This is a genomic window from Azospirillum griseum, from assembly GCF_003966125.1.
Lineage (GTDB): Bacteria > Pseudomonadota > Alphaproteobacteria > Azospirillales > Azospirillaceae > Azospirillum > Azospirillum griseum.
In genome coordinates this window covers 1-12,497 of record NZ_RXMA01000054.1, presented here as the reverse complement: position 1 = coordinate 12,497, position 12,497 = coordinate 1, and the positions used below count along the sequence as shown (strand labels likewise).

The following is a 12,497-nucleotide window of genomic DNA, read 5'->3' as shown; positions in this document are numbered from 1 at the left end:
CGTCATGTTCGGCGAGCGTTTCTCAAAGGCGATGAGCGCCTGAGATTAAAACCCGCCCCGCCGAGCACGAAATTCCGGATACTCCCCGATTTCCATGCCTTCGGCCCGACCGTCGCGCCGGGTCATCTCCTCCCATTCGTTGATCCAGGAGAATTGGCGCCGACGCCAGTGCTCGCCCTGGCGGATGGTGGTGCGGACCACGGTGGATTGGAGCCGGACCAGGGCGTTCTTGAGCAGCTTGTAGTCGCGGGCGCCGGTCTGGCGACCGACGGCGGTGAGGAGCTGGTAGGGGACGAAGCGCAGGAAACGGGAGGTTTTCAGCCCCGCCGTCTCCGCCGCGACGATCTGGCTGGCGGCCCAGATCAGCAGGTCGGCGTCCCAGATGGTGGCCATTCCGTGCTCGGCGACGGCGAAGACCTCGACGCGCACGGCGCCAGCCTCGTAGAGAATCGGCGCCACCCGTTTGGCCTTGGCCAGCGAGAAGAAGGGTCGCTCCATCAGGTCGCGCTGGTCGCGCGGCGCGGCGTCGCCCGTGGCCACGACGAACGGGTCGAGGCGGGAACGTTCGCTGGAAGCGACGAGACGGCCAACCATGGCGACGCTCCTCAGCGGGGCCGCTGGCCGGTGGCGACCGGCGGTCGGGTTGGAAGGCCCATGGCGGGAAGGCTGGTGGCGGGCCGGGGCTTGGCGGCGCTGAGCGCGCCGTTGGGGTCGGAGGTCGAGGTGACGGCGCCACGGCTGGCCCAGGACTGGAGGTCCTCCAGGGCGTAGACGACGCGGCCACCCAGCTTGCGGTAGGCGGGGCCGGTGCCGTAGGTGCGGTGCTTTTCCAGGGTGCGGCCGGACAGGCCGAGGAATTGCGCGGCTTCGGGGGTGCGCAGGAAGCGCGGCGGGAGACTGGCGAAATCGGGCTTCATGATCGTGCCTCCGTGCTGTCGGCGTCGCCGCTGGTGGTCAGCGGCGGACAGGGGCCACGGTGGCGAACAAGGGCCGGGAAGGGGGAGGGGGAAGAAAGCCGGGCCTGATTCCCACCCCCTGGCCGACGGCCCATGGGGCTATGATCCCCGGTGTCGGCGGCGAAGAAGCGCGCGGTAGCCCCCGGCGATCATGGCGAACGCGTCCTTGACCAAATCCATGGTGAGGTCGCGCAGCGGCGACGTCTTCCATGGATGGTCGTTCACCCGCTCGACGCCGAAGATGGCTTTGGCGATGTCGCGGTAGCCAGCGCCGTTCATTCGGCCGTCAACCGCTTGCAGCATGTGGCGGGCGCGGCGGCGTTGCTGGGAGGTCAGGCGGGTGTCGGAGGGAATCGGGCGACCGAGCCGGGCGCGCAGCAGCCGGGCGATGGAGTCCAGCCGATCCGGGCCATCCTTGTCGAGAGGAACCAGGGCGGCGAGCGGTTGATTGGCGGTGGCTGGGGCAAGCCGGAGCAGTTGAAGCCGGTCGCCGTCGCCAAGGTCGACATGGAGATGCAGGCCGAGTTCGTCCATTCGCCCTTCGTCCACCGTCAGCGCCTGGAAATGGCTGGCTCGGTCAAGCAGGACGGACGGGGTGGGGACCAGCAGGACGACGGCGGTGTGGTCGGACGGCGTCCAGAAGATTGGCGTGTCGATGGCGCGCGCGCTGGGTCTGATCGGGAAATCGCAACCCCCAACAGGTCGGCCACGTCACCGTGTCGGGACTGTGGCGTTGCTGGGACGCCAGCGTTCGGGCATGGTCACGGTGGTCAATCTGGTAGCGGGTGTTGCGCCGCAGCCATTCCCAGGCGAGTTCGGCTGCGGAGATGGCGCCGATGTAATCATAGCGTTCCGCAACCCGCCATTGTGAGGTGTCTGGAGTCATGGTCATCTCCGCATCCCACACCGCACATTTCGGTGCCCGCAAGGACAGTTTGGCGGGAAAAACCGCGCGTTGAAGAGGGCGCGGCGTGAACAGGCGTTGCCAGCGCGGCAACAAGATCGTTTGGGGGAGCCTTAACGGAGCAGAAGACGATAGCCGCTCTCGCTCATCCAACGGGCGCGGGCGAGATGGGAGTCGTGAACACGCTTGGCGCGCTCCGGTTCACGGCGGGGATCAAGGCCGAACAGGACAGAAACGGCTTCCTCCCACGGCGCGCCGTCGGTGGCGGCGTCCAGCAGGCGCAGATACAACGTCATATGCTCACGGTCATACGGTGTGAGTGTTGCGCTTTGCGGCGGTTCGTCCAGATAGCTTTGAGGCATAAGAGTATCCTTCCTATGGGGTATTCTAGTCGATTGCGCGTTCAAGGCCATCCGGTTCGAGGCGCTCTGCCGGTTCGGCCCGCCTCGGTGATGCGGCGCTGATCCGCAGGGACGTTCGGGCGCCTCGCGCAAGGAATCGTCACGCCCCGGGCGCGAAGACCCGGCACGGGGCTTCGTGGAGCCGGACAACCGGCGGAACAGAGCTTGGTCCGGCCTTGGCCGGATGCGCCCGTCTTTCGGTTCGGCCGACGGCGATCCGGCTTGATCTCGGCGCGCGCGGGACCCCATATGACCATAGTGGTCACATCTTGCGGGGGGCGCTCATGCGTGAAATTCAGCTTCGGGAGGCCAAGGCCTGCCTGTCGGCCGTGATTGATGACGCGGTGCGCGGCGAACCCGCCATCATCACCCGGCATGGCAAGCGGGAAGCGGTGGTTCTCAGCTTTGCCGAATGGGAGCGTTTGTCCCAGGTTCCGTCTTTTGGCCGCTTGCTGATGAGCGCCCCGCTGGCACCCGACGACGTGTCGGCGCGCGACGCCGCGCCGATGCGCGACTCTGGCTTCTGAGGCCGCCGCCGTGTATCTGGTCGACACCAACGTCCTGTCCGCCGGCGCCCCCTCCAAAGTCGCGTCGACCGACCTGTTGGCCTGGATGGACGAGCGGTCGGCGCGGCTTTACCTGTCGGCGGTGACGGTGGCGGAGGTCGAGGACGGCGTCGCCAAGCTGCGGCGGGAAGGGGCGACGCGCAAGGCCGCCGATCTGGAAGCGTGGCTGGAGGCGCTGTTGCATCTCTACAGCCGCCGCATCCTGCCGTTCGATCTGGCGGTGGCCCGGGTGGCGGGGCGGCTTTCCGATCAGGCGCGGGGTCAAGGCCAAGCCCCGGGATTCGCCGACATCGCCATCGCGGCGACGGCGCGGCATCACGGATTGACCATCCTGACCCGCAATCTTCGGCATTTCGCGCCGTTGGGCGTCGACGTGATCGATCCCTTTTCGGCTTTGCCCCGGTAGGTCGGACAGGTCGGGCCGCTCCAGGTTGGGTGGAGCGGCCGGTTTGGGAGGCGCTATCGCGGCTTCCTGGCCAGACGGCGGGCGAGTTCCTCGCAGGCCGCCTTCAGCTCACGTTCGATCCGGCGGTGTTCCTGGCGGGAGCCGTGTCCGAGTTCGGCGCGCAGTTCCTCGATGTGCTGTTCGAGCGTCATCGTCATCTCCCTCGACGGGTGTGAAAGACGACGCCCGCGTCCGGGCGGGAGGGGGACGGGTCAAGGCTCGCGCCCGCGACCGGCGCAGTCGGCGCGCGGAGGAGCCGATTTTGTTGGGGGGCGTCGTTTTCGACGATCCCCAACAAAATGGGAGGGGCCGCGCGGCCTTGAGGCGTCCGGCTGCGCCGGGCACACTGGGGCGATCTGAGCAGACGGTGTTGTTTTGTGGCGGCTACGGCGGTGAGTCTTGGCCGTGTCGCCCACATCAAGCCGCCGTCTGACGCACCCCGGAGGGCGCGTCAGGCGGCGGCGGTCAGACAGACCGGATGCGGTCGAGGATCAGCAACGCCCGCAGATCGGGCGGGATGCTGGCCCAGGGCGCGATCAGCGCGATGGCGTCGTCCACCGCGAGGATGTCGCTGAAACTGGCGCCGCGCCAAAGGATCTCGTGCCCGTCCTCTTCCTCGTCGCGGGTCGGGTCAAGGACCTGGACGAAGTAAGTGCCGAGAGGGCGATCCCAGCCGATGGTGATGTCAAGGTGGTTGTGGACGGCGTCGTCCGCTTCGATGTCGTAGCGGCTCATCATCGGCGCTCCTGCGTGAGGGAATGGCCGACCCCGCTCGGATGGACCGGGCGGGGCGTCGTCCGGGCGGTCACTTGCCGTTGCGGCGGCCCTGGGGGCGGGACCAGATGAGGCTGAAGCCCTCGCCATCCTCGTCGCCAACCAGGTTGGCGTAGATCGGCGCGGTGAAGCTCGGATCGTCCAGCTTGAGGCCCAGATAGTCGCGGCCTTCGCTGGAGCGTTTGGACCAAGCGGCGCCGATTTCGACGCGGCCGATGAAGACGCGGTGGCTGGGGGCGTTCTCGCCGGTGGCGCGGGCGTCGGGGACGACGCGGACGTTCTTGGCCTGGACGCTGAGGGTGACGATCTCGCCGGTGTAGTCGTTGCCGCCGGTCTTCTTGAAGGTGCCGATGGTCGCCATGATCCGTCTCCGTGATGTCTGTCTTCGGGTCCGCCCCATGCGGCCTCGATGGTGATCGCCCGGCCCAAGACGACCGGCGGCGCACCCCTTGCGGGCCGCAGCGCAGCGGAGGACGGCGGCGGGGGAACTTTCTTGAGGCGCGAGGAATGGGCGCAGCCCAGGGGAAGAAAGTTTCAACGCCGCCGTTGCGCCATAGGCGGTCGAGGCGTCAGCCGCTCTTGGGCCAGATCAGCCCATCGGAGAGGCCGTTTGGGGAGACCGGACTGGACGGTCAGGGTCAGGGAGACGATGGCGACCACCGCCGGGGCCAGCAAGACCGACGGCGCACCATCCGGCGCGGTCCTCCTCCCGCCCAGGACGGCGAGAACCGTATCGCCCTTCTTGCCAGCCCTGCCGTGAACCCCCAGGTCCCACCGTGAGCGTTGGACGGCGCGGGATGAGGGTGTCCGCCAGAACGGGTCCGGCGGATGAGGACAAATCCGGGGCGGGCGACGAACCGTTTCGGCGTGCCCGTGCCGCCGGACGGATTGACGGGTGAGGCTGTGTGCGTCGTCCGTTGGTTCCGCTATCCGGGCGGGCAGGGTGGAATGCAGGCCCTGGTCATGTCCCCGGCTGCGCCGTGTCGGCGGTCATGCCGCTGATCCGCAGCAGGGCGGTGACGCCGACCGCGATGGCCCCGACGACGGAGAAGACCGTCTGCCAGACGGGGGACGGCATGGCCATCTGGGTGACGCCGTGGGTGGCGCTGTAACCAGCCACGACCGCCGGGACGGTGTAGATGGCGACGATCAGCAGCCGCGCCCAGTTCCAGGGCACGGCGATCAGCAACCATTGCCCAACGCCGAAGGTCGCTCCGCCGGACAGCAGACCGACGATGACGCCGCCCAACAGCCCGGCGCCGGTCTGGCAGGCCCAGACGCCGACATGGACGCCGACGACGGCGGGGAGGGCGTATACGGCAAGGGTGAACAGCAGCCAGCAGAAAAAGCCGATGGCGCTCAGGACGATGACGGGGCCGAGGACAAACATGAAGGCGTCTCCGTGAAAGGGTTCCAACGGATCGCGCCTTCCACCACCTCCACGGCGCGTGACAGAGTTTACCAACGCGGACGGCGCGGCGCGAGCGGGAACCCGGAAGGCTCCCGCTTCGGTCGTCGGCGTCCGCCTCTTGTCACAGGGCGGTGTGATGGCGTTCATGCGCCGCCCTTGCCGAACCGCATCACCGGGATGCCGAGAGCCTTGGCCTTGTCGGCGAGATTCTCCTGGATGCCGTTGCCAGGGAAGACGATGACGCCCACCGGCAGAACCGCCAGCAGCGCGTCGTTGCGCTTGAAGGGGGCGGCCTTGGCGTGCTTGTTCCATTCCGGGCGGAAGGCGATCTGAGGAACCTTGCGGTTGTCGGCCCAGGCGGCGGCGATGCGCTCGGCCCCCTTCGGACCGCCGCCATGCAGCAGCGCCATGTCGGGGTGCTTGGCGCGGACGCGGTCCAGCGTGTCCCAGATCAGCCGGTGGTCGTTGAAGTCGAGGCCGCCGGTGACGGCGATCTTGGGGCCGGGGGGCAGCATGACCTCGGCCTCGGCCCGCCTGCGGGCGGCGAGGTGATCGCGGCTGTCGATCATCGCGGCGGTCAGGGCGCGGTGGCTGACCATCGAACCGGCGGGTGGCCGCCAGCTTGAGCCGGTGTGGCGCTCGAACCGTTCGGCGGCGGCGTCGCGGAAGATCTCCATGGCGTCGCGGCGTTCGAGCAGGGTCATCCCCTCGGCGGTCAGGCGCTCCAGATCCACCGATTTGACCTCCGAACCATCCTGCTCCCGCTGTGAGCGCCGTTGGGCCTGCTCGTTGTCGTCCAGTTCCCGTTCGATCCGGGCGACGGCGCGGTGGAACAGGTTGACGGCGGACCACAGCAGGTTTTCGAGGTCGGGTTCCAGTCGGGTGTCGCCCAGGGTTCCGGCCAGGGCGTCGAAGATGTCGGAGACGGCTCCGACGATCAGGGCGCTGTCGGGCAGCGGTCGGGGATCGGGGTCGTCCTGGAAAGGACGCCAGCCATAGAGCTGGAGTTCGTCGAGAAGGTGGGCGGTGGAGCTGGCCGCGTGCGGTGGTTCGTGGTCACAATCGGTGGTCATGGCGCTGTCCTTTGCCGGGTTGGCCGCGCCCCTCGCGGCCTTCATGGCGGCGGACAGCCGCAGGCAGGAACGGTTCCGCACCCCACCTCCCGGTGGGGCCGGAGCGTCAGCGGAGGACGGCGGAGGGCGGCTATTTTGTGTCGCGATGGAACGGCGCGCAGCGCCGCCGGAAAATAGCCGACCGGAGCCGTTGCGGGAGCCGGGACGCCTGCGGCCCGATCGCCCTCTTGAAGGCCGGGGAGCGGCTTCCTTGGCGGGACAGGACAGCGTCGCGCCGAAGCGATGACCGCGCGCCGTCACCGGGTTCCGGTCAACCCGTCTCCGGCAAGACCGATCCGCGCATGAAACGGTCGACATCCTCCGGCGCGATCTGAATCCGAACGGCGGCGCGGAGGGCGTCAAGACCAAGGCGGCGCAGATCGTCGTTGAAGTCCCCCAGCGTCGGCGACAGGGGGATCGCCTCGATCCCCGCCTCGACGGCCCTTGCTGTCAGGACGCTCCGGGCCGCCTCGCCCGCCGGGTCGGCGTCGAGGGCGATGTAGAGGCGACGCAGCCCGGCGCTGAACCGCAGGGCGGCGAGATGGGCGGCGGACAAGGCCGCCGCCATCGGCAGGCGGGGCAGGGTCATGCGCAACGCCAGCATGGTCTCGATCCCTTCGCCCGCCGCCAGAACGTCACGAACCGCGCCGAAGCGGACGGCATGGCCCAGCAGGTCGCCCATCGCCCGGCGCGGGGTGGCGATGGGCGCTTTGCCCGCGCCGTCGGGCGTCAGCCAGGTGCGGTGCGCGCCCGTCAAACGACCGCTCACGTCGGTGACGGCGGCGATCATCGCCGGTCGCGGCTCGGGCGGGCTGGCGTCGTCCGGGCGGCAATGGCAGCGGGGGTGGAAGCGCAAGCTGTCGGCGTCGTGCAGGGCCGTGATGCCGCGATTCCGCAAATAGGTTTCCACAATGCCGCCATGAAGCGGGAGGGACATGGCGAACAGCCGCCGGGCCGCCTCACGCGACCCGGACGGCGCCGGAGGGGAGCGGGAGGCGGAGGGTGGGTCTGGAGCCTCTCGGGGCAGGCTGAGGAAGGCGCGGGCCTCGTCGGCGACGTCCTTGAAGTTCGACAGACCGCAGGATCGGCGAATGAGGTCCAGCAGATCGCCGTGTTCGCCGGTGGCGGCGTCGGTCCATTTGCCGACCGCTCCCTTGCCGCTCTCCGGCCCGGTCAGGCGGACGAACAGCGAGCGTCCGGGGCTGTTGAGGATGTCGCCGACCAGCCAGTAACGTCCTTCGCGGCGACCGGCGGAAAGATAGCGACGGCACACCGCTTCCGCCTGACCGCCAAGGCGGCGGGAGAGGTCGGCGGCGTCGCCGCGCGTCATCACGCCGCCCCCCGCTCGCCGACGCGCTGGATCGGAAAGCGCTTCAGCACCCGGGCCAACACCACCGGACCATTCGCATCGGTGGGAATGAACAGGCGCAGCTTCCAGGCGATGATCTCGTGGAACAGGCCATAAGCGGACAACCGTTCGCGCATGGCGTCGGTGAAGCCGGACAGTTCAAGACGGTGGGCGGCCATCACCCGAACCCGACGAAGTTGAAGGCCCTCGGCGAGGTCGAGGATGGTTCGCCCTTCCATCAGAGCGGCGAAGGCGTCCGACGGGGGAAGCGCGACTGTGTTGGCGGCCTCGATGCCCGTCACCCAGGCGGGAGGAACGGCGCGTCCGATGATCCGTTCGCCGTCGTCGGTTTGGAGCCGGTAGACCCGTGTCGAACCGGCGGGCAGGCGTTTCCAGACCGGCAGCAGCAGGCCAGTGACCATGCGCAGCAGGCTGTCGGTGAACTCTGGAACCTCCGCCACCTCGGCGGTCCAGGCGGCGGCGAAAGCCTCCTGGTCGGCCTCGACCCAATGGGTCTCCGCCATCGCCTTCAGCCGCAGGGTGGCGACCTCCATCGGGCGCAGCAGGCGGACGCGGCGTTCGATTTCGCCGTCGTCGAGCATGACGCTGCGGGCCGGAACCTGCACGGCGGCGCGGCCCGACCGTTGGTTGACCAGCAAGCGGGCGCGGGGATCGCTCAACGCCTCCAGCGCGTCCTCCAGGCGGCGCGGGTGATTGCGCTGCCGTTGGCGGATGGTCAGCAGGCGGGTTTCCGCTCCGGTCTTGGGATGGACGTGGATGCTGTGGCGTTCGGTGACGGTGAAGCTTTCCGCCCGCAGCGTTTCCAACCCGACATCATGGGCGCCGCTGGCGATGGCCCCCTGGATGCGGGCGTCGAGCAGCCGCTCGAAGGCGGTGAACAGCACGCCTTGCAAATCGAGGGTGAGGGCGAGCAGCCGGTTGAGGAAGGTGGTGATCGGCGGCAATACGTCCTTGAGGCCGCCCTCGTCCGTCAGCGTCAAGCCCGTCGCCGCCTCGAACACCGACAAGGGGCAGCCGTCGATCTTGCCGAGGACCAGCAACTGGTAGAGCTGGCGCAGGGCGTCGCGGGCATAGGAGGATTCCAGATTGTCTTCGGGCCGGAACAGGCCTTGCCCGCCGGTCTGCCGCTGGCCGCGCGTGATGGCGCCCAGCGTGTCGAGGCGGCGGGCGATGGTGGACAGGAAGCGCTTCTCCGCTTTGACGTTGGTGGCGATGGGGCGGAACAGCGGGGGTTGGGCCTGGTTGGTGCGGTTGGTGCGCCCCAGCCCCTGAATGGCGGCGTCCGCCTTCCAACCCGGCTCCAGCAGGTAATGCACCCGCAGCCGTTGGTTCTTCGCCGTCAGGGCGGCGTGATAGCTCCGTCCGGTGCCGCCCGCGTCGGAGAACACCAGGATGCGTTTCCGGTCGTCCATGAAGGCCAGGGTTTCGGCGAGGTTGGCGGCGTCGGCCCGGCTTTCGACCTGGAAACGGTGGCCGTTGCGGATGATCCGGCGCGACCGCCCCGTCACCTCGGCCACCAGATCGGTGCCGAAGCGCTGGACGATCTGGTCGAGGGCGCCGGGAACCGGCGGCAACGCGGCCAGCCGTTCGATCAGATCCTGGCGGCGGGCCAGCGCCTCACGGCTGTTGACCGGTTGGCCGTCACGGCACACCGGCCGCGACGAGAGATTGCCGTCGCCATCGGTGAAGGGCTCATAAAGCTGCACCGGGAAGGAATGGGCGAGATAGTCGAGGACATATTCCCTGGGGGTGATGTCCACCTGGATGTCGGCCCATTCCTCGGTGGGAATCTCGGCCAACCGGCGTTCCATCAACGCCTCCCCGGTCGAGACGATCTGCACCACGGCGGCGTGACCCTGTTCAAGATCGCGCTCGATGGAACGGATCAGGGTCGGCGTCTTCATGCCGGTCAGCAGATGACCGAAGAAACGCTGCTTGGCGCTCTCGAAGGCCGAGCGGGCGGCGGACTTGGCCTGTCGGTTCAAGGTTCCGCTGTCGCCGGTGACGTTGGCGGCCCGCAGCGCCGCGTCGAGATGGCTGTGGATGATGGCGAAGGCCCCGGCATAGGCGTCGTAGATCGCCGCTTGTTCCGGCGTCAGGGCGTGCTCGACCAACTCATACTCGACGCCGTCGTAGGACAGCGAGCGGGCGGTGTAGAGGCCGAGCGCGCGCAGGTCGCGGGCCAGCACCTCCATCGCCGCCACGCCGCCCGCCTCGATCGCCTGGACGAACTCCGCGCGGGTGGCGAAGGGAAAATCCTCGCCACCCCACAGGCCAAGGCGCTGGGCGTAGGCGAGGTTGTGGACGGTGGTGGCGCCGGTGGCCGAGACATAGACCACGCGGGCGTCCGGCAGGGCGTGCTGAAGGCGCAGCCCCGCGCGCCCCTGCTGCGAGGGCGTCGGATCGCCCCGGTCGGACGCGACGCCTGCGGCGTTCTGCATGGCGTGGCTTTCGTCGAAGATGATGACGCCGTCAAAGTCGGCGCCCAACCATTCCACGATCTGGCGCACCCGCGAAACCTTGTCGCCACGGTCGTCGGAGCGCAGCGTGGCGTAGGTTAGAAAAAGGATGCCTTCCGTCAGCGTGATCGGCCGCCCCTGGGCGAAGCGCGACAGCGGCGTGACCAGCAGCCGTTCCATCCCCAGCGCCGACCAATCGCGCTGGGCGTCCTCGATCAGCTTGTCGGACTTGCTGATCCACAGCGCCTTGCGGCGACCGCGCAGCAAGTTGTCGAGGATGATGGCCGCCGACTGGCGGCCTTTCCCGGCCCCGGTGCCGTCGCCCAGCATGAAGCCCTTGCGGAAACGCACCGCGTCGGGGGCATCGTCGGGAGCCGCCGACACCTTGTCGAAGGTCGCGTCCACCGTCCACGCCCCGGCGAGATGGTCGGCATGGGCCTCGCCGGCATAGATCACGGTTTCGAGCTGGGCGTCGGACAGCCGACCGTCGTCGATCAGGCGGGGCGGCAGGCGTGGCCGATGGGTGGGCTTGGGTGGCGCCACCGAAGCCATCGCCGCCGACTGCACCAGCTTGGTGGGGTGGGGCTGGGCGCCGGGAATGCAGATCGACTGCAAGCCGTATTCCTCATAGAGGGCGTCGGTGAGGCGCACGCCCTCGGGCGGGGACCAGTCGATGGTTTCGTAAGCGAGATCGACCGCTTTCGGCTCATCGGCGGCGGGGTGGCGGGCCGCTCTGGCGGGCCGAAAGCTGATGGGGCGGCGGGATGGGGACAGGGCCTCCGGTTTGAGGGTGGAACCGCCGCCGGGCAGCGTCAGGCGCGGCGGCAGCTGGGCCGCGATCCAGCCCAGCAGGGTGGCGACATCGGGGGCGACGCCGGGCGAGGACGGAAAGTCGGTCGGGTCGTCGGCGGGCCGCTTGTCGATGACAAGCAGGCGGGTGTCGACGCTGGAGCCGTGCCGGGCGTAGACCGCGCCGTCGATGGCGGCGGTGAACACCACCCGCCCGCGTTCCTGCAAGCCGACGAAGGCGTCGCGCCAAGCGGGCGCGTCCGGTGCGAAGCCCGCGCCGGTGATCGCTGCCAACCGACCGCCATCGGTCAGGCGGGCGAGCGCCGATGTGATGTGGCGGAGCGTGGTGTCGGCCTTCCGTCCGGCGACTTGGACGGTTGCCGAGAAGGGTGGGTTCATCAGCACGACCGAGGGAGCGATGACGGCGGCCAGATGATCGTCGATCTGGGCGGCGTCGAAGCGGGTGACGGCGACCGCCGGAAACAGGCGGGCGAGCAGCCCGGCGCGGGTGTCGGCCAATTCGTTCAGGGCAAGGGCGGCCCCGGAGATCTCGGCGAAGATGGCCAGCAGGCCGGTTCCGGCGGAGGGTTCCAGCACCCGGTCGGCGGGGGTGAGCGCCGCCGACGTGGCCACCGCCAGCCCCAAGGGGATCGGCGTCGAAAATTGCTGATAACTCTGGCTGTCCTCGGAGCGGCGGGTGTGGGTGGGCAGCAGCCCGGCGATCCGGGCCAAGAGCGGCAAGGCCGCCGCCGGAGAACCGGCTGTGCGCAACAGCGCCGCGCCGTATTTGCGCAGAAACAGAACCGTCGCCGCTTCGCCAGCCTCGTAGGCGGTCTTCCAGTCCCAAGCGCCTGCGGCGTCGGAACCATCGAAGGCGCGGGTCAGGGCGTCGCGCAACAGGGCGGCGTCGATCCGTCGGCCCTGCTCGAGATGGGGCAGGAGGTGGCGGGCCGCCCGATGGATGGCCTCGACCGGATCGGCGATGACGGAATGAGCGGGCGGCGCGGCCGAAACGGCGGCGGCAAACAATGACGCGGACATGGAAACGCCTCGGGAGAGCGGAAACGGGGCGAGCCGATCCGGCGCTCTCTCGACCGCTCCGGCTCAATCCCGTTCGGGCACTCCTCTGACTCTCAAGGCGGGGGCGTGATTGAGGGCGAAGCGAGATGTCGTCCCATGCGGCATCAATCGACAGTGGCCCGGGTCCCATGACGATGCATGGAGCACGGGAATCGCATTTGGAAAAGATGAGTAGCAGCGTTCGTTGAAATGGATTCTGTATGTCGGCCCTTATGGCGGGAGCTGGGTCGA

General features: G+C 68.9%; 14 protein-coding genes. 2 read left to right on the top strand and 12 right to left on the bottom strand.

Translation table 11 applies throughout. The features are described 5' to 3' along the window. Positions 1-45: 45 nt before the first annotated feature. The 5 genes from EJ903_RS25435 to EJ903_RS25420 all read right to left on the bottom strand — a co-directional run bounded on the left by EJ903_RS25435 (position 46) and on the right by EJ903_RS25420 (position 2,222). Positions 46-594, bottom strand: a complete 549-nt coding sequence (locus EJ903_RS25435; RefSeq protein ID WP_417281859.1) for a replication initiator protein A — start codon at positions 592-594, stop codon at positions 46-48. A gap of 11 nt (positions 595-605) precedes the next feature. Beyond that, entirely contained in the window at positions 606-917 is a 312-nt protein-coding gene (locus EJ903_RS25430) for a helix-turn-helix transcriptional regulator (protein ID WP_126620677.1), read from the bottom strand. A gap of 138 nt (positions 918-1,055) precedes the next feature. Further along, the gene (locus EJ903_RS25425; RefSeq protein ID WP_126620676.1) at positions 1,056-1,490 is read right to left on the bottom strand and encodes a DUF2285 domain-containing protein; all 435 of its coding nucleotides are present in this window, start codon (positions 1,488-1,490) and stop codon (positions 1,056-1,058) included. A 43-nt stretch (positions 1,491-1,533) separates the two neighbouring features. Continuing rightward, on the bottom strand, positions 1,534-1,842 hold the full coding sequence (locus EJ903_RS28200; RefSeq protein ID WP_377007662.1) for a transcriptional regulator domain-containing protein: 309 nt from the start codon (positions 1,840-1,842) through the stop codon (positions 1,534-1,536). A gap of 131 nt (positions 1,843-1,973) precedes the next feature. Next, positions 1,974-2,222, bottom strand: coding sequence for a DNA -binding domain-containing protein (locus EJ903_RS25420; protein ID WP_119830174.1), 249 nt, complete (start codon positions 2,220-2,222; stop codon positions 1,974-1,976). 323 nt (positions 2,223-2,545) lie between these two features. On the opposite strand from EJ903_RS25420, the gene EJ903_RS25415 reads away from it, so the two are divergent. Next, positions 2,546-2,788 (top strand): type II toxin-antitoxin system Phd/YefM family antitoxin, encoded by a 243-nt coding sequence (locus tag EJ903_RS25415; RefSeq protein WP_126620675.1) that lies wholly within the window; start codon positions 2,546-2,548, stop codon positions 2,786-2,788. A 10-nt stretch (positions 2,789-2,798) separates the two neighbouring features. Then, complete coding sequence (locus tag EJ903_RS25410; protein WP_119830172.1) at positions 2,799-3,233, top strand: type II toxin-antitoxin system VapC family toxin; 435 nt, start codon at positions 2,799-2,801, stop codon at positions 3,231-3,233. A gap of 53 nt (positions 3,234-3,286) precedes the next feature. Here the strand turns inward: EJ903_RS25410 and EJ903_RS27290 are convergent, their stop codons facing one another. The 7 genes from EJ903_RS27290 to EJ903_RS25380 all read right to left on the bottom strand — a co-directional run bounded on the left by EJ903_RS27290 (position 3,287) and on the right by EJ903_RS25380 (position 12,227). Further along, the gene (locus tag EJ903_RS27290) at positions 3,287-3,424 is read right to left on the bottom strand and encodes a hypothetical protein (protein ID WP_174237363.1); all 138 of its coding nucleotides are present in this window, start codon (positions 3,422-3,424) and stop codon (positions 3,287-3,289) included. Positions 3,425-3,737: 313 nt separating this feature from the next. Beyond that, positions 3,738-4,010, bottom strand: coding sequence for a hypothetical protein (locus EJ903_RS25405; protein ID WP_126620674.1), 273 nt, complete (start codon positions 4,008-4,010; stop codon positions 3,738-3,740). 67 nt (positions 4,011-4,077) lie between these two features. Further along, complete coding sequence (locus EJ903_RS25400) at positions 4,078-4,407, bottom strand: DUF736 domain-containing protein (protein WP_126620673.1); 330 nt, start codon at positions 4,405-4,407, stop codon at positions 4,078-4,080. A gap of 600 nt (positions 4,408-5,007) precedes the next feature. Then, positions 5,008-5,436 carry a hypothetical protein gene (locus tag EJ903_RS25395; protein WP_119830870.1) on the bottom strand — a complete coding sequence of 143 codons (429 nt, stop codon included), beginning with the start codon at positions 5,434-5,436 and terminating at the stop codon, positions 5,008-5,010. Between the two features lie 164 nt (positions 5,437-5,600). Continuing rightward, positions 5,601-6,530 (bottom strand): DUF2493 domain-containing protein, encoded by a 930-nt coding sequence (locus tag EJ903_RS25390; protein ID WP_126620672.1) that lies wholly within the window; start codon positions 6,528-6,530, stop codon positions 5,601-5,603. A gap of 310 nt (positions 6,531-6,840) precedes the next feature. Continuing rightward, positions 6,841-7,899, bottom strand: coding sequence for a DUF7146 domain-containing protein (locus EJ903_RS25385; protein ID WP_126620671.1), 1,059 nt, complete (start codon positions 7,897-7,899; stop codon positions 6,841-6,843). Beyond that, positions 7,899-12,227, bottom strand: coding sequence for a strawberry notch family protein (locus EJ903_RS25380; protein ID WP_126620670.1), 4,329 nt, complete (start codon positions 12,225-12,227; stop codon positions 7,899-7,901). Before EJ903_RS25380 ends, EJ903_RS25385 begins: the two co-directional genes overlap by 1 nt. Between the last annotated feature and the right edge of the window lie 270 nt (positions 12,228-12,497).